A 24537-nucleotide genomic window follows, 5' to 3' on the forward strand; every position below is an offset into this window, starting at 1 on the left:
ATAACTCTTCATTTTCTTTTTCGGGCAATAGTAAACTATTTCTGTCCAACTTGCTGCTGTTCAAAACCAACTTTCCGGTAAATATCGTCCATCAGCAGCGTACAGGCCCCGACCTTAACAACCTCATCCTGAGGAAGGTAATCGTGTAGCAACCATTCGTTCGACTCGGTTCGCCGAAAAACTTCCACCTTTTTCTTTTTGGATGCGACCAGCACGTATTCTTTCACGCTGGCAATTTGCTTGTAGCAGTCAAATTTCTCCGTACGATCAAACAGTTCCGTTGAATCCGACAGGATCTCGACAATAATTTCCGGATTTTCCAGCACATCCAAGCCGTGGCACTCCGTCAGAATGGGTTTTTGACAGACAATGGCCAGATCCGGAAAGACGTATTTGTAGCAATCCGCCAGATGCACCAGTTGATCGCTGTTTAGAACAAGGCAATCTCCGTCTTTAAGACAGTTCCATAAGGATGCAATCAGATTACTGGCGATGAGATTATGCGGTAGTTGAGCACCGGCCATCGCGACAACCTCGCCATCGTGGTATTCCAGTTTCTCAGTAGATTCTTTCAGGAGCGCAAAGTATTCTTCTTCGGACACGCGCGTAACGGGTGGTGCAGGTATCATAAGCTACTGTTTTGATCAAATATAGACAAAATTGACCAGGCTGGCAAGCCCGAATAGGGCCGATTCGACGCCCGGAGGTCGATGCCAAACACCACCAAAACCAACCTGTCCGTAAATGTACGGTCCGCGTCCGTTTACGGACATTTTATTTTATTTCCAATCCCTATAAAATTGATTATCAACGGATTAAAAATCTGGTATATCATTTGGTCGGGCTAGGTCGGTACCTGTCTCAATTCCTTTGATCCGGCCGATTATGCTACAAAACTATTTCAAAATCGCCTGGCGGAACCTTGTCAAAAACAAGGTGTTTTCGCTCATCAACATCATCGGTTTATCGGTCGGATTAACCTGTTGCATCCTCATTACCGCGTTTGTTGTAGACGAACTACGCTATGACCGGTATCCGGCACAAGCCGACCAGATTTACCGGGTTGGTCTGCATCTGACGGTCAATGATGCCATCACCGACTTCCCCAACGTCGATGTTGCCGTGGGTCAGGGCATCAAAAATGCGTTCCCGGAGGTCGAGGCAACCACCCGGCTGCTGCGGTGGAACCAGGTTTTTATTCGCTACAAAGAGAAGCAGATCAAGGAAAAATCCATTGCCGTGGTGGACTCCAATTTCCTGACGATTTTCTCGCTGCCGTTTCTGGAAGGTGACTCAAAAACCGCCCTGAAAGAGCCGAATTCCGTAGTAGTAACGAAAGAATTTGCTACACGTTTTTTTGGAAATGAATCCGCGCTCGGCAAACTGCTAACCTTTGGCAGTAACGGCGATGTCCGCAAAATCACCGGTATCATTCGCGAAATTCCGAAGAATTCGCACTTTCACTTTAGCCTGTTTTTCAGCACCGCCGACGTAAAATACGCCCAGAACCAGACCTGGAGCAACGTGGGCTGCTACACGTATCTGGTGCTCAAAAAAGGCACCGATCCGCAGAAACTGGAAGCGAAATTCCCACAACTGGTTGCCGAACACGTTGTGCCGGAAATTCAGCACGACATGGGCGTTAGCCGGGCCGAAGCGCAGAAATCGGTCGATACCTTCCGGTTTTTCCTCCAGCCGCTGACCGACATTCATTTGCACTCGGCCACGAAGTACGAACTGGAACCCAACGGCAACATCAGCTACGTCTATATTTTCAGCGTTCTGGCGGTTTTCATCCTCCTGCTGGCCATCGTCAACTTCACCAACCTGTCTACGACGGGAGCCGCCAAACGCTCCAAAGAAATTGGTATCCGGAAGGTGATGGGGTCGATCAAGGCCCAGTTGATGGGGCAGTTTCTGCTCGAATCGGTCATCATTACGTTTCTGGCCCTGCTGCTTTCGGTTGGGCTGGTGACGGTGCTTCTCCCCTTTTTCAATGACCTGGCCGGGAAACAAATTGAAGGGTCTGCGGTATTCAACCCGAAAAGCATTGCCGGTTTTCTGGCGTTCGGTGTTGTCGTCGGTATTCTGGCGGGCATCTACCCGGCTTTTTTCCTCGCTTTCTCCAAAATTACCGCCGTTCTCAAAGGCGGATCGGTTCTCCAGAGCGCCGGTCGCGGTGGCTTACGGAGTAGCCTGGTGGTTTTTCAGTTCGCCATTTCCGGGGCGCTCATCGTTGCCACCCTGGTGTCGTACCAGCAACTGAAATTCATGCAAACCAAAACGCAGGGCTTTGATAAAGAGCAGGTTCTGGTCATTCACGACACCTACATGCTGGGAACGAACGAAACCGCCTTTAAAGATCAGTTACGGCAGGACAGCCGCGTGGTTCAGGCGAGTCTTTCCCGCAGCATTCCGCTCAGTACCGAGACGCAGGAAAGTACCCAGATCTTCGGGAAAGATCCGGTCAAAAAGGCCAATACCAACGATATTCAGGCTACGGTTTTTCGCATCGACGACGCGTATCTGCCCACGCTGGGCATTTCATTGCGGGCGGGGCGGAATTTCTCGAAGGCGTTTTCAACGGATTCTTCCGCCGTGATCATCAACGAAGCCACGGTTCGGGATTTGGGCTGGGGGCGCAGCAATCCGATCGGCAAAACCATCGTCCGTTCCGGGCGTCGGGAATTTACGGTAATCGGCGTCGTTAAGGATTTTCATTATGCCTCGGCCCGGCAAAAAATCGCTCCGCTCATGCTAATTCTGGGTGGTAATTCGGGGGCCATTCAGGTGAAGGTGAAAGCCGACGATGCTTCCGGTGTTGTCGAATCGTTCAAACAGAAGTGGGCCGCGCTGAGTCCTCCGGCACCCTTTACCTACACGTTTCTGGATGATCGCTTTGCGGCATTGTATGAAGCGGAGCAAAAAACCGGTCGGCTCTTCACGGTTTTTGCCGGCATTTCGATCATTATCGCCTGCCTGGGCCTGTTCGGGCTGGCCACGTTCACCGCCGAGCAGCGCACGAAGGAAATTGGCGTTCGGAAGGTCATGGGTGCCACCTCGTCCAGCATCGTTGTGCTGCTCTCGAAAGACTTCCTGAAACTGGTTTTCATTTCGGTTCTGATTGCCTTCCCCATCGCGGGCTGGACGATGAATTACTGGTTGCAGGATTTTGCGTACCGCATCGAAATCGCCTGGTGGATCTACGTCCTGGCGGCTTTTCTGGCGGTTGGCATCGCGTTGCTAACGGTTTCGTTCCAGTCGATCAGGGCGTCGTTGATGAATCCCGTGAAGAGTTTAAAAAGTGAATAAAGTCCTCAGTACCAAACCTATCCTATGAGATGATTAAGAATTACTTGAAAATCGCCTGGCGAAACCTGCTGCGGCAGAAGACGTTTTCCTTCATCAACATCGTCGGTTTAACCGTCGGCCTGACCTGCTGTTTCCTGATTCTGCTCTTCGTGCGGCACGAACTCAGCTACGACACCTTTCAGCAGAAATTTGACCGGATTTACCGCATCAGCTACCTGCCCAAATTCGCAGGACTTGAAGAACCGCTGGCCCTGACGCCCCCCACGGTTTCGCCCTTGTTGACCTCCAATTTTTCGGAAATCGAGAAATCAGCCCGGGTCTACCGCAGCAGCGCCACCATCGAGCTGATGGACAACCGGCAATCACAACCCGTCAAATTCGACGAGGAACGGTTTTTCTTCAGCGATTCAACCCTGCTCGACATATTCTCTTTCAAGTTCCTGCAAGGCGATCCGCGTACGGCCCTGAAGGACAAATTCACGGTGGTGATTACCGATGAAATGGCTGCGAAATATTTCGGCAAAACCAGTCCGCTGGGCAAAACCCTGCTCTACGAAGGCCAGCATCCGCTGCGGGTGACAGGCGTGGTGGAAAAATTTCCGGACAACTCGCACATTCACATCGACCTGCTGTCGAATTACGAAACCATGTTTGCTACTGAAAGTGAGAATGTTCGGCAAAACCTTCCGCAAAACTGGGTCATTTCCCACGGCTACACCTACGTCCTGTTGCGCCCCGGAACCTCGCCGGAGTCGGTCAATGCCCGGTTTCCGCAGTTTCTGCTGACGCATGCCGACAAGCAGTTCGCCAAAGATATTGTATATGCGCTGGACCCGATGCGGGACTTTCACCTGCGCTCGCGGGCGCAGGGTGCCCCGGAAGCCCCCGGCAGCATGACCTACATTTACGTTTTTCTCGGCATTGCAGTGATTACCCTGCTGATTGCCTGCATCAATTTTGTAAACCTCTCGACGGCCCGCTCCCTCAAACGGGCGAAAGAAGTCGGTATTCGGAAAGTCTTAGGCAGTGAAAAACAGCAACTGATTGCGCAATTTCTGGGCGAATCTCTCCTGCTGAGCGTCATCGCCCTGGTGATTTCCTTCGTTCTGATTGCGGTTTTGTTGCCGGTTCTCAACAACCTGACCGGCAAAGAACTGACCATTCGCTACTTCCTGTCCGACGCCGGTTTGCTGGTGCTATTTGTCGGCATTGCGTTGTTGACCGGTTTATTATCCGGCAGTTATCCCGCTTTCTTCGTATCCGGTTTTCAGCCTATCGCGACCCTGAAAGGCAGTTTCGTCAGTGGAAAAGCCCGGGGAGGGCGGTTGCGGCAGGTGTTGCTCGGCGCGCAGTTTGTGGCCTCAATTGCGCTGATCATCGGCGCGTTGGTGGCTTTCCAGCAACTGGAATACATGAAAAACCGCCCGCTCGGGTTTGAAAAGGACTTCATGATCACGGCCAATACGCGAAACGAAAAGATTACCAACGTTTTCGCCAACCGCTCCGACAGCACGTATTTGCGGTTACGGACGTTCCGGGATATTCTGCTCAAAAACCCGCAGATCAGGCAGGTAACGCTGTCGACCCAGCAGATGGGTTCTGGTTCGGTTCGGCGGAATGTCATCGCCGAGGGCCATTCGCCCGACGAGAATGTTTTTATTGGAACAATGGGCGTCGATCACAACTTTGCCCAAACCTACGGACTTAAATTTGTGGCCGGGCGGGATTTCTCGGAGTCGTTTCCAACCGATAAAACGGCGGCTTTTCTGATCAACGAAACCGGGGTGAAACAACTGGGCTGGAAATCGGCCACCGAAGCCGTCGGCAAGTCGGTCAATCTGGAAGGCAAACAGGGCAAGATCGTCGGCGTTCTGAAAGATTTCCACAACCAGTCGCTGCAACGCCCCATCGAAGGCATGTTGATGACCATCGACCAGCCGTTGCTGCGGCTTTTCTCGATCAAGATTCAGTCGCAAAACCGGGCCGAAACCCTGAAATACATTCAGCAGGAATGGGATCGGTATTTTCCCGAAAAAGGCTTCGCTTCGCAGTTTCTGGACGATAACCTCGCCCGGCTGTATGAAAACGAGCAACGGCTGAGTCAACTCATCGGCTACTTTGCCGGGCTGGCGGTTCTCATTTCGTGCCTGGGTTTATACGGTCTGGTGTCGCTCGTTACGCAGCAGAAAACCAAGGAAATCGGCATTCGCAAAGTGCTGGGTGCCACCGTCAGCAGCATTGTCGGGCTGGTCTCGCGTGATTTTGTCATTCTGGTGATCATCGCGCTGGTCATTGCCTCACCGCTGGCGTGGTGGGCCATGACGAAATGGCTGGCGGAGTTTGCCTATAAAATTGACATCGAATGGTGGATGTTCGCGCTGGCAGGCATTCTGGCGGTTTTGGTAACCCTGCTGACGGTGAGTTTCCAAAGCATCAAAGCCGCCCTGAAAAATCCGGTCACCTCACTTCGTTCGGAGTGAAGAATTAAGAGTGATGAGTTAAGAGTTGCTGACGCAGTTCTATTTAACTCTTAGAGATTGTCCAAAAATTATAAATCATACTTTCTATGCCGCCCCCAACCCCCTGAAGGGAGCTTCTGATCCGGATGTTTTAGCCCCCTTCAGGGGGTTGGGGGCAAATCCGAAAGAGAGAGAATAAGATTTTTGAACAGTCTCTTAATTCTTCACTCTTAACTTTTAACTAAAATGTTCAAAAGCTATCTCAAAATCGCCTGGCGGAACTTCCGCAATCAGCGGTTTTTCTCGCTCATCAACCTGCTGGGGCTTTCTGTTGGGATGGCTGCCTGCATGGTTATCGGACTGTATGTGACGTTCGAGAGAAGTTACGACAATTTTCACACCGACGCCGACCGGATTTACCGCGTTGAACTTGATGGGTATCAGGAAGGAAAGCTGGCCTGGCGGTCGGCGACGTCGTATCCGGCTATCGCGCCGACGATGAAAAAAGACTATCCCGAAGTCGAGGATTTTACCCGGCTCTACGATGCCAATAACGGCGTTGTCAGCTTTGGTGATAAGCATTTTCGGGAAACGAATTTCTTCTTTGCCGACTCCAATGCGTTGTCGTTTTTCAACATCGGTTTGTTGAAGGGCGATCCGAAAACCGCTTTGGTGGGCACCAAAAAGGTGGTTTTGTCGGAATCGACGGCCCGGAAATACTTCGGTGCGGCCGACCCGGTGAATAAAATGGTGAAGCTGGATAGTGATTCGTATCTGGTAACGGGCGTATTCAAAGATTACCCCAAAAACTCCCACCTCGAAATTGACCTTCTGTTTTCGTACCGCACGGAACCAGACGCGCAAACCAGTTGGGGCTGGTACGACTTTTTCTCCTACGTCAAACTCCGGCCCACGGCTGATCCGCAACGGCTGGAAGCCAAATTACCGGCCATGCTGATGAAATACAACGGCGACTGGTACCGGCGGTCGGGCAAACGGAGCGTTCTGCTGCTGCAACCGCTGCGCACCATTCACCTGGAATCACACCTGAATCAGGAAGCCGAAGTGAATGGCGACGGCCAAACCGTGCAGTTTCTGGTGTGGGTAGCCTTTGCCATCCTGATCATTGCCTGGATCAATTACATCAACCTCTCGACCTCCCGAGCGCTCGACCGGGCGAAGGAAGTTGGTATTCGCAAGGTGGTTGGTGCCTTGCGCGCGGGCCTGATCCGGCAGTTTGTTTTCGAATCCTTCCTGTTGAATCTGCTGGCATTTGGGGTAGCGGTTAGCCTCGTTTGGGCACTCCTTCCGGCCTTTAACGACTTGACCGGAAAACCGCTCGATTTTACACAATTTTCAGAAAACCGGCTGTGGATCAACGGGTTTTTGATCTTTTTCGGGGGAACGATTTTGTCCAGTTTATACCCGGCTTTTATCCTGTCCGACTATCAGCCAATTGCAGTTCTGAAAGGCCGGTTTGCCCAAACCACACGGGGTGCGGGGCTGCGGCAGGGCCTGATTGTGGTGCAGTTTGCGGCTTCGGTCACGCTGATCATCGGAACGCTGACGGTTTACAAACAACTCCGGTTTATGCAGCAGCAGGAGTTGGGTTTCGCGAAAGAACAGACGCTGGTGGTCAATGCGCCCGGTGTGACGGATTCTACGTTGGCAACCCGCTCCGAAACCTTCAAGCAAATGCTCCGGCAGCAGAATCTGGCCGAAAGCGCAACGGCTTCGGCGTATGTGCCGGGCATTGAAATTCTGTGGACGAGCAGTTTCCGTCGAAAAGACCAACGTCGGGAAAATTTCACCACCATGTTTATGACCTCGATCGACAACGACTTTCTGAGTAGCTACAAAATTGGTTTGGTGGCCGGCCGGAATTTTGACCGCAGTTTCGGAACCGATACGATGGCGATTCTGCTGAACGAAACAGCCGCCAGGACGTTCGGTTTCCAATCGCCGGAAGATGCGTTGAACAAAGAGATCATTTCGGGCGATACGCCCCTCCATATTGTTGGCGTTGTGAAGGATTATCACCAGCAGGGGTTGAAACGGGCCAATGACCCGATGGCTTTTCTGTCCATATATGGCCGACAGAATGCGCTCCGGAATTTGAATTATTATTCACTAAAAGTCAAAGCGAACGATTTGCCCGCTACGATCGCAGGCGTTGAGCGTCAGTTTACGCAGGCATTTCCCGGAAACCCGTTCGAATATTTCTTTCTGGACGAATTTTTCAACCAGCAATACCAATCGGATCAGCAATTTGGTACGGTTTTCGGTTTGTTTGCCGGACTCGCCATTTTTATTGCCTCGCTGGGCTTGCTGGGCCTGATTTCATTCACCGTGGCCCGCCGGACGCGCGAGATTGGAATTCGGAAAGTGCTGGGAGCCGATGTTTCGACCCTTGTCTTTTTATTGACGAAAGATTTCATCCGGTTGGTGCTGTGTTCCATTGTTATTGCGGTGCCACTCGCCTGGTATTTAATGACCGGCTGGCTGGCCGGGTTTGCCTACCGTACCTCGATTGGTGTCGGCATTCTCGTTGTTTCCGGTGTACTGGCGTTGGCGATTGCCGTACTAACGGTTTCATTTCAATCCCTTAAGGCGGCTTTCATGAATCCGGTAACCTCACTTCGTTCGGAATAATCAGTGAAGAGTTAAGAGTGATGAGTTGCTGACGCATTTCTTTTTAACTCTTAACTCTTCACTCTTAACTCATCACTAAAATGCTTCACAACTACCTCACAACCACCCTGCGTCATCTCTGGCGGAACCGGTTATTCACTGCCCTCAACATCCTGGGACTGGCCATTGGCATCAGCGGGTGCTGGGTCATTTACCGGATTGTCAGCTATGAATTCAGCTTCGATACCCAACAGCCCAATCGTGAGCGGATTTACCGGGTGGTCAGCCATTTCAAGTCGGAGGGAAATGAGGGAAAAAATGCCGGGGTGCCGATGCCGATGGCCGAAGCGATCAATGAGCAGGTGCCGGGTCTGGAGAAGGTAGTGCCAGTTTGGGATCACTGGAAACAGAGCGTTCTCATTCCGGGCGGAAAAGCCGGTTCCAATCAGTTTTCAGAACCGGAAAAGCTCATTGTCACCAACAACCAGTATTTTGAAATGGTGCCGCACCGCTGGCTGGCCGGCAACCTGGCCACGGCCCTGGATGCGCCCAACCAGGTGGTTCTGACGCAAAGTCGGGCGGAAAAATATTTTCCGGGCGTTCCCATGACCAAGGTGCTGGGCCGCACGATCATCTACGACGATACCGTCACCGTGCGGGTTTCGGGCGTGGTGGCCGACCTCGGTTTTCCGAGCAGTTTCGATGCCCAGGAGTTCTTTCCCATAAAAGGAACGACCAACCGGAACCCGAACTGGGGCGGGGTCAGCTCCAACAACATGCTGTATATCCAACTGGTACCAAATGCGGTTCCGGCGAAGGTGTTGAAGCAGATCAATGCGATTTCTGCCCTGAATGGCGCGGAAAATATGAAAAAATACCACTTTAAACGCTGGCATGAACTGCTTCCGCTGGCGCAGGTGCATTTTTCGACGGAATACGGCGAAAACATGCGCAAGGCCAACCGGAATGTGCTCTACGGTTTGATGGGTATTGCGGCTTTCCTGCTGCTGCTGGCCTGTATCAATTACATTAACCTCACCACGGCGCAGATGCCGCAACGGGCCAAAGAGGTTGGCATCCGCAAAACGCTGGGCAGCTCGCGCTGGCACCTGATCCGGCAGTTTCTGGGCGAAACGCTGGTGATCACAATCCTGGCGGTTGTGCTTTCGGCTTTCCTGTCGCAGTGGACGCTGACGTATTTTGAGAAGTTGATTCCGGACGGCATGAATGCCTATCCAGCTTACGGAAAGATGGCCCTTTTTCTGGTGGTATTGGTGGTGGGGGTTACCGGTTTTTCCGGCCTGTATCCCGGCTGGCTCGTCACCCGCGTTCAGGCCGTGAGCATGATGCGCGGACAGGTCACGGCGGAAGTCGGAAAAGGCGGTTTGACGATGCGCAAAAGCCTGATTGTCTTTCAGTTTGTGATCGCCCAACTGTTCATTGTCGGAACGATGCTGGTGGGACGTCAACTGAATTACCTGCTCCATAAGGACCTGGGATTCAACCGGGAAGCAGTTCTGCTGGTCAACGTTCCCTGGAAACTGAGCGACAAACCCGCCTACAAGCATCGCCAGTTTACCATGCAGCAGGAACTGGCCAAACAACCCGGTATTGCCGGTGTCGCGCTGGGCAATGCGCCCATGAACCAGTCGTTCAGCAGCAACAGTTATCAGTATAAAACGAAGAAAGGCGAGGTGATTGAAAAGGGAATGTATCTCAAATACATCGATACGACCTTGCTGGCGATGTATAAAATTCCGCTGCTGGCCGGTCGGAATCTGACGGCATCCGACACCGCCCGCGAATACATCATCAACGAAACAGCCCTGCACGAATTCGGGATTGCGTCACCCCAGGAAGCGATTGGAAAATACATTCAACAGCTTGATGGACATCCGATCCCGATTGTCGGCGTGGTGAAAGATTTTCACATCGGCTCATTCTACCAGAAAATTGATCCGGTTCTGCTGATGACGAACAAAAATAGCCTGACGACCTTCAACATCAAACTTAACACATCGAATCCGGAACAGTGGCAGACAGCCATCCAGCAGATCGGAAAAATCTGGAAGAGCTTCTACCCCACCGAACCGTTTGAATACAAGTTCTACGACAGCACGCTGGAAGAAATCTACGCCAGTGATCGGAATATGTCCCAGGTCATTAATCTGGCAACGGCGGTGGCCGTGGTGATCAGTTGCCTGGGCTTGTTTGGGTTGTCGACCCTGATTGCCTATCAACGAATAAAAGAGGTGGGGGTTCGTAAGGTTTTGGGAGCCACGGTCGTTGGTATTGTGGGATTGCTGACCCGTGATTTTCTGAAGCTGGTGCTGGTCGCCATCCTGATTGCGTCGCCGATCGCGTATTACTTTACCGACAAGTGGTTGCAGGATTTCGCGTACAAAGTTGATATTGAATGGTGGATTTTTGGAGCCGGAGCCGTTTTGGCCCTTGTCATTGCTTTTGCAACCGTGAGTTTCCAGAGCATTAAAGCGGCTTTGACGAACCCGGTAAAAAGTCTTCGGAGTGAATAACTGAACTATCCAATCTCCTATACTATGGCAGCACATATCGCTATTCCCATTCCCATGATGCCCGGCAAACAGGACATCGAAATCGAAGTCACCATCAACGGCAAGCGGCAGGAATTGCACTACCGCGTGGAGCTGTTTTACTGGGAAGACTGCAATATTCCGACCATCGACCGCGTGGATTGCATCCGGCAGATGCTGGCGCACTATGATCAGGACTGGACGCTCTACTACATCGGCTCGCCCACCGACCAGTTTGTGCCGATCACCTTCGTGAAGCGGGAGGATCTGGTGAAACAACGGCGTATGCTGGTGGAGTCTTGAGTAGAAGAGATTATTTCGCGGAGTTGAGCAGAGAAAAAAAGAGGAGTTAAGCAGAGATTTATACCTCCGCTTAACTCCTTTCTTCTCTGCTCAACTCCGCGAAATAATCTCTTATTTATTCTTATCCCACCACAACGGCGTTGCCGCGTTGTCCGGGCCACCTAGCAATGCAACAGCCGCTTTAACCGCTGCCGTGTTGGAGTTTTCTTCCAGCAGCAGGAACGGAATCCGGCGGGGATAGGCCGTCGTCGGAACGTCGGTGTTGACCGAGTTGACGACCGGGTACAATTTCGGAAACCGCGTCCGACGAACTTCGGCCCACGCTTCGATGCCATCGGGATACACCGCCAGCCATTTCTGCGTACCAATCTGCTCCCGCTGAATCGCTTCGGTAGCGCCCCATTTAACCGGGATTGTCGACAAAGCCGGTGATTTCTGTTGATCCTGCGGAGCAACCGGCGTTTTGGTGCTGACGATGTAGGCATCGGTCAGGGCGCTGCTGATTCCCCATCCATCCATCGACGCCCGAATGCCTTTTTCGTAGGCCTGTTGCGCCGTCGTACCACCCACATTCCAGCCATTCAGAGCGGCCTCAGCCACCAGAAAATACGCTTCAGCCGTGTGCATAATATCCTGTTTGGTAGCGTATTGCTGCGCCCAAGCCGATCCGGCACCGGTATTTCTCACCCAACGCTCTCCGATGTTGGAGTTGTTGTCGTTGTTGTTGAGTGGATCGGTCAACTCGACGGAACCCAGCCCGTTGCGGACGCCTTCATACGTTTTGGTGTTGAAAGCCGGCTGGAAATAAATTCCGATCCGGGGATCATCGAAGCCTTTCAGGATCGACTCCATCGACGCACTCATCCGAAACTCACCCCAGCCCGAAATCGTCGCCAGACCGTTGTAATCATTCCCTACCTGGTTTTTGGTCATCAGCGCATTATCGGCAACGTCGGTCAGCAAACCGCCCGCAATGGCAGCTTCGGCCTCGGTTTTAGCCCGGGCCGGGTCTACTTTCGAAATCCGCATCGCCAGCCGCAGCCGCAACGTGTTGGCAAATTTGATCCATTTGTTGACATCGCCCGCATAGATAATGTCGTAGTTGCCATACGGTTTTTCCGCTGTTTTGCCTTTCAAAACCGTCGTAGCAGCCGCCAGACGTTTGAAGAAGTCGTCGTAAATTTTGTCCTGTGGATCGTATTTAACGCTGTTGGCCGGAATACCCGCGTCGAAATACGGCACTGGGCCGTAGTAATCCGTCAGGCGGTGAAACGCAAACACCCACCAGATGCTGGCCAGGGCATACTGCGACGAAGTCGGGTCGGTCTGGTCGAACAAGGTTTTCAACTGCGGCACCACCTGCGTATAAATCGGGTTCCAGTGCGAGTTGATCCAGGTCCGGTGCATAAAGTACCGGTCCGACTGGAAGTTCGGCGTCGTCGTCGCGTAGTATTGGGCGTACAGATCCGCAAACAGGTTCTGGGCTGTCTGGTACGTACCGGCTGCATATGACGCCTGTTGTTGCGCCCGCGAAAACAAATACGGAAGTTCGGTAGCACTCAGCGTGGTAAGAGCGGTTTTGCTGGTATTGATTTCGTCAAAATCGCTCGTACAGCCACTCCAAATGCCGGCCGCTCCGGCAATCAGGCCCACAATTGACAACTTGGTAAATTTATTGACGGGTATTTTCATGATTCGTTCAATATTGATTATTGATTCTGAAAAATTAGCCCCCACCCCCCTAAAGGGGGCTCAAAAATCCGGATTGTTAAAGCCTCCTTTAGGGGGGTGGGGGCTTTTATCGGACAATTCTTTTGTTTCAGAATGCCGATTAGAATCCTAATTTTAGGTTAAGACCAACGGTCCGGGTTGATGGCAGCGCGCCATATTCGGAACCCTGGTAGTTGGCCGCACTCAGGTTCACATCGGGGTCAAACGGCAGCTTGCGGGTTTTCAAACCGGGAATGTCCATCGTGGCGTTGCCCCGGTAGAAGAAAAACAGGTTGCGGGCCGTGAGCGACAGCCGGGCGTTTTTGATGAAAAAACCTTGCGGGAACGGAATGTTATAGCCCAGAGTCGCTTCTCTCAAGCGCACATTCGTAGTCGAATACGAGAAAAACTCACCCCAGGTATAGCGTCCCTGCGATACGGTTTGCCAGAATTGCTCGGAGGTAATCGCCTTCGTGTTGGTTTCGCCGGTTGCCGTTACACCCGGCAGTACCCAGCCTCCCTCACGTTTCTCAAGCGTGTACTCGGCCGTTCCGTCATACGCCAGGTTGCCATCCGTTCCGGAAACCATGATGCCACCCACCCGGCCGTCGACCAGGAAGCTCATCACAAAGTTCTTGTAGGAGAACGTGTTGCTGAAACCAAACGTAAATTTAGGGTTGAAGTTACCGATAATACCAAAAGCACTGACAACCGGAAGACCATTGGCATTTACCAACAAACGCCCCTGTGCATCTTTGGCCCATCCGTAGGCTTCCAGATCACCGTAAGAGCCGCCTTCAACAACCACGGCGGTGGTCGTACGCGTGTTACCGCCGAGGGTAGCCCGCTTGATGTTCGGGTGGAGTTCGACGATGGTGTTGACGTTCCGGGCAAAGTTCAGTGAGGCATCCCAGGTAAAGCGGTTGCCTTTTAACGGCGATGCGCTCAGGGTCAGTTCAAACCCTTTGTTGTTGATTTTCCCGGCATTGACAAACTGGCTGGCAAAACCCGATGCCGGAGCCAGACCCAATGAAAGCAACTGGTTGACCGTGTTGCTGTTGTAGTACGTAAAATCAACCCCTAAACGGCCACCCAAAAACCGGACATCGGCCCCAAATTCGGTGGATGACGAAATTTCAGGTTTCAGGTTTTCAGCCGGGCGGGTCGTGCTGCGGGAAATATAACCGCCCGTTCCACCCTGTGAGAACGCATACGTCTGGAGCAGGCTATACGGCGCGGCATCGTTCCCCACCTGCGCCCACGACCCCCGCAGTTTGGCAAAACTGATCCAGCTCGGCAGTTTTACCGCATCAGAAAGAATGACGTTAGCCCCGAATGACGAGTAGATGTAGGAATACGGTTTGGGCAGCGTAGACGACCAGTCGTTTCGCACCGAAGCATCGACTGTCAGGTAATCGCGGAACGAAACCGAAGCGGTTCCGAACACATATTGCAGTTCTTTTTCGCTATACCCGGTGATCTGGGTCAGGTTCGACGCAAAAGACAGGTCGAAGCGGTTGGCAACCGACAGGCCGTTGGTGCTGGCTCCCACCTGCGAGAAACGGTTGTAGGTAGACCCCGCTCCCACGTTGTAGGTCACGGCGAAATCCTTCCCAATGTTGTTGTTCCCGGAAATGATCACGTCCATGTTGCGTTCCAGTTGCTCACCCGTATAATCCGAATACGATCCACCCGCTCCGGCAAACAGCAGCGTGTTGTTCGCATACCCGAAGTTGTAGCGATCGGCATACCAGTCATAACTGAGCCGTCCCTGCACATTCAGCCAGTCGGTCAACTGATATTTGGCCGACCCGAGGGCAATCACCCGGTTCCGTTTTTCGAGCGCAAACGTTTTGTTGAGCGTCCAGTAAGGGTTCATATAAATCCCCGAACTGGTCCAGTAGGTCGGTTTGCCGTTGGCATCTTCATACGTATTGTAGACGTTGTTCAGATCCACACTGCGCGGCACCTTGTAGAGGTTCATTGTCACCGAGCTTTCCTCGCCGGAGCGGGGTTTGTTGTCAATCTTCTGGTTGACGTAGGTAATCTTGGCATCGGTCGAAAACCGCTTGGTGATCTGCGAAGTAAGCCGGAGGTTCAGCGTGTGACGCATCAGCTCGTTGTTCGGCAGAATGCCCTGGTTGTAGTTGTTGGTGTAGGACGTATAGGTCTGTACCTTTTCGCTACCAGCCGCGATGCCCACCGAATTGTTGGTCGAAACCGCATCCCGGAAAAAGTCTTTGATGTTGTCGGGATAGGTCGTGGCAGCGGCTCCCCAGCTATACGGCGAGTTGGCGCTGGTTTTGCCACCGGCACCCTGTCCAAACGTATTCTGTAGTTTGGGCAATACGAACGGCGATTCCATCACCACGCCCGAATTGACGTCCACCGAAACTTTCCCGGCTTTCCCTTTTTTCGTCGTGATCATGATGACCCCATTGGCAGCACGGCTGCCGTAGAGGGCCGAGGCTGCCGGGCCTTTCAGCACGTTCATCGACTCGATGTCGTCGGGGTTGATGTTGTTGGCACCGTCGCTGCCGTTGATGCCACCGAAGTCGCCGGTTACCTGGCCACGGACGGTGTTGTCGACCGGAACGCCGTCGATCACAAACAGGGCGTTGTTGTTACCGGTAATGGAGCGGTTTCCGCGCAGCACGACCCGCGTAGCCGAGCCCGGTCCCGAAGAGGCCTGCGTCACGACCATCCCGGCCACTTTTCCGGAAAGCGTGTTGACAAAGTTGGCATCCCGGACATCGACCAGTTTTTTGCCGTCGATCTGCTGGGTAGAATACGTCAGGGTTTTCGCATTCCGTTCGATCCCAAGTGCCGTCACGACGATTTCGTTCAACTGCTTGGCATCTTCCTGAAGCGTTACATCGACTACCGAACGATCGCCGACGGTAACTTCCTGCGACAAAGCCCCGATGAATGAGAAAATCAAAACCGTAGCGTCGTTGTCGACCATCAATGTATATTTTCCGACGCTGTTGGTAGTGGTGCCTTTGGTTGTGCCTTTGATGACGACGTTAACCCCCGGCAGCGCGTTGCCATTGTTATCCTTAACGGTTCCGGTTACTTCTTTTTCAAGGGTGACCACCGCTCCGGCTTTGGCCGGGTTGGCATAGGTTGAAGCCGGCGGAGCAGACAATGCCATTCCGATGGCCAGCAGAACAAGGGTGTAGGACCGAGACCGGCGGTTGAATGGCGCTTTCCGGTTCAAAAAAAGTACTGGTTTTCGCATGGGGGAAATGAAGTTAGAAATGGTAAAAGAGAATTACAGGTGGGTTGTTGAGTACGATTGGGAAACGAACAATTGTTTTGCTGAATAGTGACATTACTCTATTTAATTTCCCATTATGGCGGTAATTTAATAGGAAATTGGGGATTTTTCGCCAATCCCTATCCCAGAAATTATTTTTGCCGTTTTTGGATTATTCTCCTTTAAAAGATTTTTAAAGAATTAGAAGCGATTTCTTAAAAAAAGTTTGGCTCTTCCGACTCCAACGGTAACCATCGGATAGAAAGCCTTTTAATGACTGAATAGAAAGCTTTTACATTTCGTTTACAATGTTTTACGGGCATTGATTGGCTGCATTTGGAATGGGCCATACATTTGGTTCATTGTCCACTTAACGAAAAACCGCCATGTCAAAAAAATGGATTTTTCTCGCCTTCTTGTTCGGTGCGTTTCCCCAGCCATCCGTTTTTAGTGGTTCCGTACTATTGACCGAAAACCGGGTAACTGATTCTCACGAAAGCAGTAAGTCAACTGCTGAGAAAAAAACGAAAGAATTTTCCGATAATCCCTTGCTATTAGATGGCATTCCACTGGATTATTCCTTTTTCTCGCTCAATAGCCGGGGCAAATTGACCGTTGTAGCCGGCGACCCCTATTCGCCCGATGCCATCAAAATACCATTCCGGGTTTATCTGCGACGGGACGGAAAACCGCTCAATATGGCCAAAGCGGATGGGCGTTGCGAAAAGGCTGAAATTGAGCTATCAGACGTTCTGGCCTACGCGCACGTCGGCGACGATCTGGTGATTGAACCAATCCGAAAAGAAGATGAAGTAGCCCGACGGATCATCCGGTTGAAACTTTTCTGGTTTCTCAAACTCCCATACAGAAAAGGGGAAGGTTGTTAACCCGTGCCTTAAACACGATGAGAAAAATCTTAATTTTGGTGCTTGCACTACCGGTCTTTGGATTTGCCCAAACCCCGGAAAAATGGATTCAGAAACCGGTCGAACAGTGGCCGCCGATTGCCCTGGTCAATGAGGTATTATATAAAAACGGGGATCGATACGAGGACCCGACGATCACCTATGCCGCCAGCGGTTTTTTGCTCGATACCGGAAAAGACACGCTGGCGGTAACGGCGAAACACATTTTGTGGGTCGCCCGCAACAAAGCGTCGAAGCGGGTGATGATCAACGACCAGCTTAAAACGTGGAAGATGTACCCGAAACACCACCCCGCCGATTCGGTGGTCATCGATCGGTTGATGAACGAAGATTCCACGGAAAAACTGTGGGATGGTTTTGACAACGGGGTATTGCAGCGGGATTGGCTTGTTTTCTCAACCAAGTCGGTTTCACCAAAAATTCAGCCGGTCAGGATGCGGGAAAAGGCGGTTTCGGTCGGAGAAAACGTGTATCTAACGGGTAATCCCTACCGGTTTCAACAGACGCTGACGGCAAAAGGGACGGTTGTCAAAACGGAAGGCCCCGTCTTTTATGTCCAGTTTGAGGGCGCGGGCATGGATACGGTTTTTCTGGGTGGTGCCAGCGGATCGCCAATGATCGACACCAACGGGCGGCTGGTCGGCATCTATTCCAACGGCCGCACGGATGCGGAAACGGGTCGGCGGGTCAATGTCATCAATTCGACGGCTTATCTCAAAAAGATACTCGCCGGCGATAAACCGCTTAACGTCAACCGAAAACCGGTTTCGGTGTACCTCGATTCGTTGCTTCAGACAATACCGGTTGAAAAAGCATTGCCGGTATTCGATCGTTTTCTAAAAAATGAGTCGTTGTATTATACGTACGAATTGACGTATTTTAATCACGATAACCTCATCAAATCCGGCGAAAAACTGATCGAATCCAGCCGGAAAGCAGAAGCCGTTCCGTATTTTGAGTATTTCGTTGCGAAGTACGACTACCACGTCTATCTGCTGTCGTTGGCAAAGGCTTTGCTTCAGATTAATCAAAAACCGGAAGCCATCAGCCGGCTGGAGAAGGAACTGAAAAAAGAACGGATGGATCCCTACGTCAAAGCCGAATTGCAGAAATTTCTGACGGAGGTCAGGCGTACGGAATAAAAAGAATGGGCTATGGGAAAAGCAAACCGCATCATCGCAATCATCCTCGTTCTGCTAACGGGACTGCTGTTTGTGCAGTTCGTTCGGTCGACCCCCAACCCGGCGCAGGCCGACCAGAACCGTTTTGCGGAGAAGGCCAATCTCGCCCTTCGCCGGACGGCGCACCGGTTGCTGGCTGCCGCCGGTGATTCGACCTCCCGGATTTCGCCCGTTCAGCAAACCGATGCCAACACGTTCCTGATCCGGCTGAATCAGACCTTCGACTACAGCCAACTGCCCGATGTTTTGCAGGCATCCCTCCGGCTGCATGGGGTCACGCGACCGTATGACGTCGCCATCCTGAATTGTTCGAATGGCAAAATCGAGCTGGGTTATACGGTTTTGGATGTAACGAAAAAGCAGAAAGTAGCCTGCACCGGTCGCGAACAGGCCAAAGGCTGCTACAATCTCCAGATTCGGTTTACGGCTTCCGAAACACCCCCGCAAACGGCTTCTGCCTGGTGGATGATGGCTTTCGGAAGTTTGTTGACCGCCTTGGTTTTCACGGTTTTGCGCCGGTCGTCCCCGCCGAAGGAACCCATAGATCCGGATTCGGTTCCTAACGACGACCACCAGCTTCATTTTGGAAATTCCAGCCTTGACACCACCAATCTGACGCTGAGCGCCGGGGGGCATGTCCACAACCTGACCTACCGCGAAGCCAAGCTGCTCCGCCTTTTTGCCATGAATCCGAACCAACTGCTGGAACGTGATTTTATTCTCAAATCGGTCTGGGAAGACGAAGGCATCATCGTCGGGCGCAGTGTAGACGTGTTCGTATCACGTCTGCGGAAACTATTGCAGGATGACCCGACGCTCAAGATCGTTGCCGTCCACGGCGTGGGGTATCGCCTGGAATCCCGTCCTAACGCATCGGGAACCGCTTAATCCATATTTTTTTCCCTTTAGAACTTTCGCTTATATTCTCAGGACTGTGAAAAGTCCTCCGGCACGTTTATGCTCCAAAATTACCTCAAAATCGCCTTCCGCCACTTGTGGCAAAACCGGCTGTATTCGGTCATTAACGTCGTTGGCCTGGCCGTTGGAATCACCTGCCTGTTGCTGGCGATTCTCTACCTAAAAGACGAACGAAGCTATGACCGGTTTCACGAGAAAAACCCAAACCTCTACCGGATCACAACGACCGTGACCGAAACCCGGGGCGGAACCGGCGAGACGAACGGCGGCACGGGTCAGGTGCAGGGACCGGCCTTCAAAGCGGAGGTGCCCGAAGTACAGAACTACGTGCGGGTGATGGGCGGTGACATTCAGGGAATGTTCGTAGCCAACCATAAATCGTTTGTACTGCACCCCTTTTTTGTTGACTCTACTTTTTTCAACGTGTTTTCTTTCAGGCTATTAAGTGGCAATCTGAAAACCGCCTTACGGGGTGCAGGCACGGTCGTCATCACCGAACGGACAGCGCGGAAACTGTTCAACAGCCTTGATGTAATCGGGAAAACGTTGCTGGAAGATGGGCCTTCCGGCAAGCGGGTGGGGGCATCGATCATCACCGGTGTGGTGCAGGACCCACCCAAAAATTCCTCCCTTCAGTTCGATCTGCTGTTTCCGTTCCGGTTCATGCAGGTTTCTTTTGACGATACCAGTTGGCTGAACTCCTATCTGAGCACCTTTGTCGTGCTGCATCCACAGGCCGATCGCGATTTGGTTGTCCGAAAATTCAGTACCGTTTACGCGGTACACGCCCGGCAGCAGGTGGCGGAAAACCGGAAGAATTACGGTTTTGATCCGGCGATTCGGTATGGATTACAACCCATAACCGACATTCATCTCAACCCGTTATATCACAGCGAAGGGAACCGGGAAGGGGGTATCACCAATGGCAGTAATCCGGTTTTTTCGTACCTCTTTTTGGGTATTTCGGCCTTTATTCTGCTGATGGCTTCCATTAATTTCATCAACATCAGTCTGGCGAACTCGCTGAAACGGACCAAAGAAATCGGGATTCGGAAATTAACGGGGAGCAGTTCGCAACGCATCATGGCTCAATTCCTGGGAGAGTCGGCCCTTCTGTGTCTGGGTGCTTTTGGAGTGGCGATTCTACTGGCGCAGTTGACATTACCGGTTTTCAATCAGTTAGCTGGCAAAGCCATCGTTTTCCGTGAAATTCTGGATGGCGAACTTCTGCTTTATTTCATTATCTTATTGATTTTTAATATTTTAGTAACAGGTCTTTATCCGGCACTCGTTCTGTCCAATTTTAAACCCACCGATGTATTGTACAATAAACCGCGACTTTCGGGGCGGAGTTGGCTGGGACAAACGCTTGTCATGCTTCAGTTTGCCTTGTCGGTTTTTCTGGTGATTGCGACCACGGTTTTCTATCATCAGATGGATTATGTGCGGACGAAGGACCTGGGCTACGATCCGTATCAGGTCATCGGAACGTATATTCCTTTCAGCAATGATTTAAAAGTCGATCAGGCTTTTTTACGGACCGAACTGGCGGGCGAACCCTTGATCCGAACAGTTTCGTTTAGCAGTGATTTGGGGGGATCGTACGAGACCCGCGTGGGGAACCGGAAAATTGAAAGCCGCTACCAGTACATTGACGAAAACTACCTGCCGGTTTTGGGCATCCGTCTGAAAGCCGGGCGCAATCTATCCCCTGCTTTCGTGTCTGACAAAACCGAAGCGGTTCTGGTCAATGAAACGTTCGTAAAGACTGCGGGTCTTGAGAAGCCGATTGGAAAAACCATTCGATTGCACGAGAATTTCAGCCAGAAACCGCTGACCATCGTTGGGGTGGTCAAGGATTTTCATGCCAGTTCGTTGCGGGAGCGCATTCGGCCGATGGCCCTGTTCATGCGGGAAGATCAATCCAGCGGTATTTTGGTAAAAATTGACAAAAACCGCCAAAAAGAAGCCCTGGCCGTTTTGAAGAACGTATACCGGAAAGCCTACCCTTCATTTGAAATGGACTACGGTTTTCAGGATGAGCTGAATGCCAAAGCCTACGAATTGGAGCAGAAATGGCAGCGAATTATAAGCTATGCAACCCTGCTGGCGACCCTGATTTGCGGCCTCGGCGTGTTCGGCCTGGCGAAACTGGCCACCCAACAGCGGACGCGGGAGATCGGTGTGCGGAAAGTGCTGGGTGCCACGGTTTTGGACATTGTCGCCCTGCTGTCGAAAGACTTTCTGAAACCGGTGCTGGTTGCCATTGCCGTGGCCTCGCCTGTAGCAGGTTGGGCCATGAGTCGCTGGCTGCAAAGCTTTGTCTATCGCGTTGAGATTCAAGGGTGGATGTTTGCCCTGGCTGGTTTGCTGGCCATCGGCATCACCTTGCTGACGGTTTCGCTCCAATCGGCAAAAACCGCCCTGATGAATCCGGTGGAAAGTTTGAGGAGTGAGTGAGTTATTTCGCAGAGTTGAGCGGAGGAAATCAGAGTTACGCAGAGTAAAAAGAAAAATATTTCTCTGCTTAACTCTTTTTTCTCCGCTCAACTCTGCGAAATAACCTCTTTTTCCTGTCCGCCAGCGAACGGCCAACCGTCCGTAAACGGACAAACGAACCCGCAAATAGAATGTAAATATTTAATAATCAGCCTATTGGATATTATGGTATACAGTTTGAGCATTCTGAAAGCGTGCCTTGTACGGACAGTGAACGACGAACCTTATGCTGAGAAATTACCTGAAAATTGCGTTTCGCAATTTACTGAAACACAAAACATTCGGCTTTATCAACATTGTCGGTGTGGCCATCGGACTGGCCTGTTTCCTGCTGATCGCCCTCTACGTGCGCGACGAGGTTAGTTTCGACCGTTACAATACCAAAGCCGACCGGACCTACCGCGTTTTGCGCACTTTTCTCAACTCCAATGACGGTACCGTCGAGCTGAAACTCGGCACCGTGGCTCCTCCGTTCGGGCCGCTCATCAAACAGGATTTTCCGCAGGCCGAAGAGGTCGTTCGGACCCTCAGCACCAGTTCGTTGCTCAAATACGGTGAGCACACCTACAACGAAAGCCGGGTGCTTTTTGCCGAAGAAGCTATTTTTAACGTGCTGGATTTCAAGGTAATCAGCGGGAATCCGGCGCAGGCCCTGGCGCAACCTTTTTCCATCATGCTGTCGCGGCCAATGGCGGAGAAATATTTCGGAAACGAATCGCCAATGGGAAAAAGCCTGCGGAGTAACAACCAGTTTGAATTGATGGTGACGGGCGTATTTGAACCGTTGCCCACGCAGTCGCACATTCGTCCGGATTTTCTGATCTCATTCAACACGCTGAACGACAACCGGGTTTATGGTGCCGAAGGCCTGCGGACCAATTGGGGCAACAACTCGTTTCTGACGTATGTTTTGCTGGCCAAAGGCACCGATCCGGACAAACTGGTCAAGGCGTTTCCGGCGTTTCAAAACCGCCGGATCGAACCCAAAGCATCGACCTATTCGGTTCTGAATCTGCAAAAACTGACCGATATTCACCTGCGCTCCGACACGGACGATGCGCTGGAGGCCGATGGCGACATTCGCTACGTCTACATGTTTTCGGCCATTGGCCTGTTCATTCTGCTGATTGCCTGCATCAACTACATGAACCTGGCAACGGCCCGCTCGGCGGGTCGGGCAAAGGAGGTCGGAATGCGAAAAGTGGTTGGCGCTCACCGGAGTCAACTCGTGGGCCAGTTTCTGAGCGAATCCCTTATGCTGGTGGTTTTTGCATTGAGTCTGGCGGTGGTTCTGGTCGTTTTTTGTCTGCCTTTCCTGAACGATTTCACCCAAAAACAACTGACACTGAACCAATTGACACACCCGGTTTTTCTGGGCATCGTGGCCGGCATCACGCTGTTAACGGGTCTGGTGTCGGGGAGTTACCCAGCTTTTTTCCTGACCTCGTTTCAACCCATCAGTGTTCTGAAAGGGAAAATTGCGTCGGCCATGCGAACGGGGCGATTCCGGCAGGCGCTGGTGGTGACCCAGTTTGCCATTGCGGTGGTGCTCATTATCAGCACGATGGTAGTCTACAACCAGATGGATTACATTCGAAATTACAAACTGGGGTACCAGAAAGACCAGATCGTTTTGCTGCGGACGGTAGAAGACTCGACGGTCAATGTCGAAGCGCTGAAGCAGGAATTGAAGAGCAATAGCGCGGTGCTGGAAGTGGGGCAGTCATCGCGGATTCCGTCGGGTCGGCTGCTGGATTCCTGGGATGCCTATGTGGCCAAAGGCGACAGCATGGCACCTTCCAAAGTGATTCTAAAGGCCTTATCGATCGATCACGATTTTATTCCCACCTACGCTATGAAAATGGCGGCCGGGCGAAACTTCTCCCGCGCCTACGCAACGGATGACACGGCGGCTTTCATTCTGAACGAAACCGCAGCCCGCATGTTGGGCTGGAAAAATCCCGAACAAGCCATCGGAAAGGCGTTTGGCTACGGCCAACGGCGCGGTCAGGTGGTGGGCGTCACCAAAGATTTTCATTTTGAATCCCTCCGCCAGGCCATTCCGCCCATTGCGATGTTTATGTTGCCCGAGCGAAATAGCTGGATTTCGGTTCACGTGGCGGGTGGAGCCGGTTTGCAGACGGCCCTGGCGCACATCGAATCCGTCTGGAAACGGCGTTTTTCCAGCCAGCCTTTTTCCTATGAGTTTCTGGATCAGCGGTTTGGGCGGCTCTATACCACCGAGCAGACGCAACAGCAACTTTTCGGTATTTTTGCCGGTATTGCCATCCTGATTTCCTGCCTCGGTTTGTTCGGCTTATCGATGTTTATGGCCGAACAGCGCACCAAGGAAATTGGCATCCGCAAGGTGCTGGGGGCTTCGACGCCCAGTCTGGTGACGCTGCTTTCCAAAGATCTGCTGAAGCTGGTCCTGGTTGCCCTCCTGCTGGCGTCGCCGGTGGCGTGGTGGGTCATGAATCAATGGCTGGAGGGCTTCGTGTATCGAACCAGCATCAGCCCGTGGGTTTTCGTTCTGACGGCGGTCACCGCCATCGCGATTGCCTTTGCGACGGTTTCATTCCAGAGTATCAAAGCCGCGTTGATGAATCCGGTGAAGAGTTTGAAATCGGAATAGTTTTGATGAGCTGGTCAAGACCGGGCGGCCGGTGCCGTTGCAATCTTGACCAGCCCCAGCCTTGACCAGCATACACGCACCATTCAGCAAAGCAGATAACCTCCCCTGTAAAAAATAAACCGTCCTAAACGGTTGCTTCTTACTTTGCCCGA

The 24537-nt window shown here is 52.1% G+C and carries 13 protein-coding genes; 10 read left to right on the forward strand and 3 right to left on the reverse strand.

Annotated elements, in window-relative coordinates; translation table 11 throughout:
* Window positions 1-35: 35 nt before the first annotated feature.
* The gene (locus DUE52_RS00320; protein ID WP_114403949.1) at window positions 36-629 is read right to left on the reverse strand and encodes a Uma2 family endonuclease; all 594 of its coding nucleotides are present in this window, start codon (window positions 627-629) and stop codon (window positions 36-38) included.
* Between the two features lie 256 nt (window positions 630-885).
* Here DUE52_RS00320 and DUE52_RS00325 point away from each other — a divergent pair, with 256 nt between their 5' ends.
* The 5 genes from DUE52_RS00325 to DUE52_RS00345 all read left to right on the forward strand — a co-directional run bounded on the left by DUE52_RS00325 (window position 886) and on the right by DUE52_RS00345 (window position 11257).
* On the forward strand, window positions 886-3312 hold the full coding sequence (locus tag DUE52_RS00325) for an ABC transporter permease (RefSeq protein ID WP_114403950.1): 2427 nt from the start codon (window positions 886-888) through the stop codon (window positions 3310-3312).
* Window positions 3313-3341: 29 nt separating this feature from the next.
* Window positions 3342-5792: an ABC transporter permease gene (locus tag DUE52_RS00330; protein ID WP_114403951.1), complete on the forward strand. Its 2451-nt coding sequence runs from the start codon at window positions 3342-3344 to the stop codon at window positions 5790-5792.
* Between the two features lie 225 nt (window positions 5793-6017).
* The gene (locus DUE52_RS00335; protein WP_114403952.1) at window positions 6018-8423 is read left to right on the forward strand and encodes an ABC transporter permease; all 2406 of its coding nucleotides are present in this window, start codon (window positions 6018-6020) and stop codon (window positions 8421-8423) included.
* Window positions 8424-8503: 80 nt separating this feature from the next.
* Window positions 8504-10936: an ABC transporter permease gene (locus DUE52_RS00340; protein WP_114403953.1), complete on the forward strand. Its 2433-nt coding sequence runs from the start codon at window positions 8504-8506 to the stop codon at window positions 10934-10936.
* A 24-nt stretch (window positions 10937-10960) separates the two neighbouring features.
* Window positions 10961-11257 (forward strand): hypothetical protein, encoded by a 297-nt coding sequence (locus tag DUE52_RS00345; protein WP_114403954.1) that lies wholly within the window; start codon window positions 10961-10963, stop codon window positions 11255-11257.
* Window positions 11258-11368: 111 nt separating this feature from the next.
* Here the strand turns inward: DUE52_RS00345 and DUE52_RS00350 are convergent, their stop codons facing one another.
* Window positions 11369-12949, reverse strand: a complete 1581-nt coding sequence (locus DUE52_RS00350; protein WP_114403955.1) for a SusD/RagB family nutrient-binding outer membrane lipoprotein — start codon at window positions 12947-12949, stop codon at window positions 11369-11371.
* Window positions 12950-13088: 139 nt separating this feature from the next.
* A complete protein-coding gene (locus tag DUE52_RS00355; RefSeq protein ID WP_114403956.1) occupies window positions 13089-16208 on the reverse strand; it encodes a SusC/RagA family TonB-linked outer membrane protein in 3120 nt (1039 codons plus the stop codon).
* A 404-nt stretch (window positions 16209-16612) separates the two neighbouring features.
* Between DUE52_RS00355 and DUE52_RS00360 the strand changes: the two genes are divergently transcribed.
* The 5 genes from DUE52_RS00360 to DUE52_RS00380 all read left to right on the forward strand — a co-directional run bounded on the left by DUE52_RS00360 (window position 16613) and on the right by DUE52_RS00380 (window position 24385).
* Window positions 16613-17113: a hypothetical protein gene (locus DUE52_RS00360; RefSeq protein WP_114403957.1), complete on the forward strand. Its 501-nt coding sequence runs from the start codon at window positions 16613-16615 to the stop codon at window positions 17111-17113.
* Between the two features lie 17 nt (window positions 17114-17130).
* On the forward strand, window positions 17131-18294 hold the full coding sequence (locus DUE52_RS00365; protein ID WP_114403958.1) for a S1 family peptidase: 1164 nt from the start codon (window positions 17131-17133) through the stop codon (window positions 18292-18294).
* 12 nt (window positions 18295-18306) lie between these two features.
* The gene (locus DUE52_RS00370; protein WP_114403959.1) at window positions 18307-19221 is read left to right on the forward strand and encodes a winged helix-turn-helix domain-containing protein; all 915 of its coding nucleotides are present in this window, start codon (window positions 18307-18309) and stop codon (window positions 19219-19221) included.
* 69 nt (window positions 19222-19290) lie between these two features.
* The gene (locus tag DUE52_RS00375) at window positions 19291-21711 is read left to right on the forward strand and encodes an ABC transporter permease (RefSeq protein ID WP_114403960.1); all 2421 of its coding nucleotides are present in this window, start codon (window positions 19291-19293) and stop codon (window positions 21709-21711) included.
* Between the two features lie 265 nt (window positions 21712-21976).
* Entirely contained in the window at window positions 21977-24385 is a 2409-nt protein-coding gene (locus tag DUE52_RS00380; protein ID WP_114403961.1) for an ABC transporter permease, read from the forward strand.
* Window positions 24386-24537: the final 152 nt, after the last annotated feature.

It is taken from the genome of Larkinella punicea (assembly GCF_003334855.1).
Taxonomy (GTDB): domain Bacteria; phylum Bacteroidota; class Bacteroidia; order Cytophagales; family Spirosomataceae; genus Larkinella; species Larkinella punicea.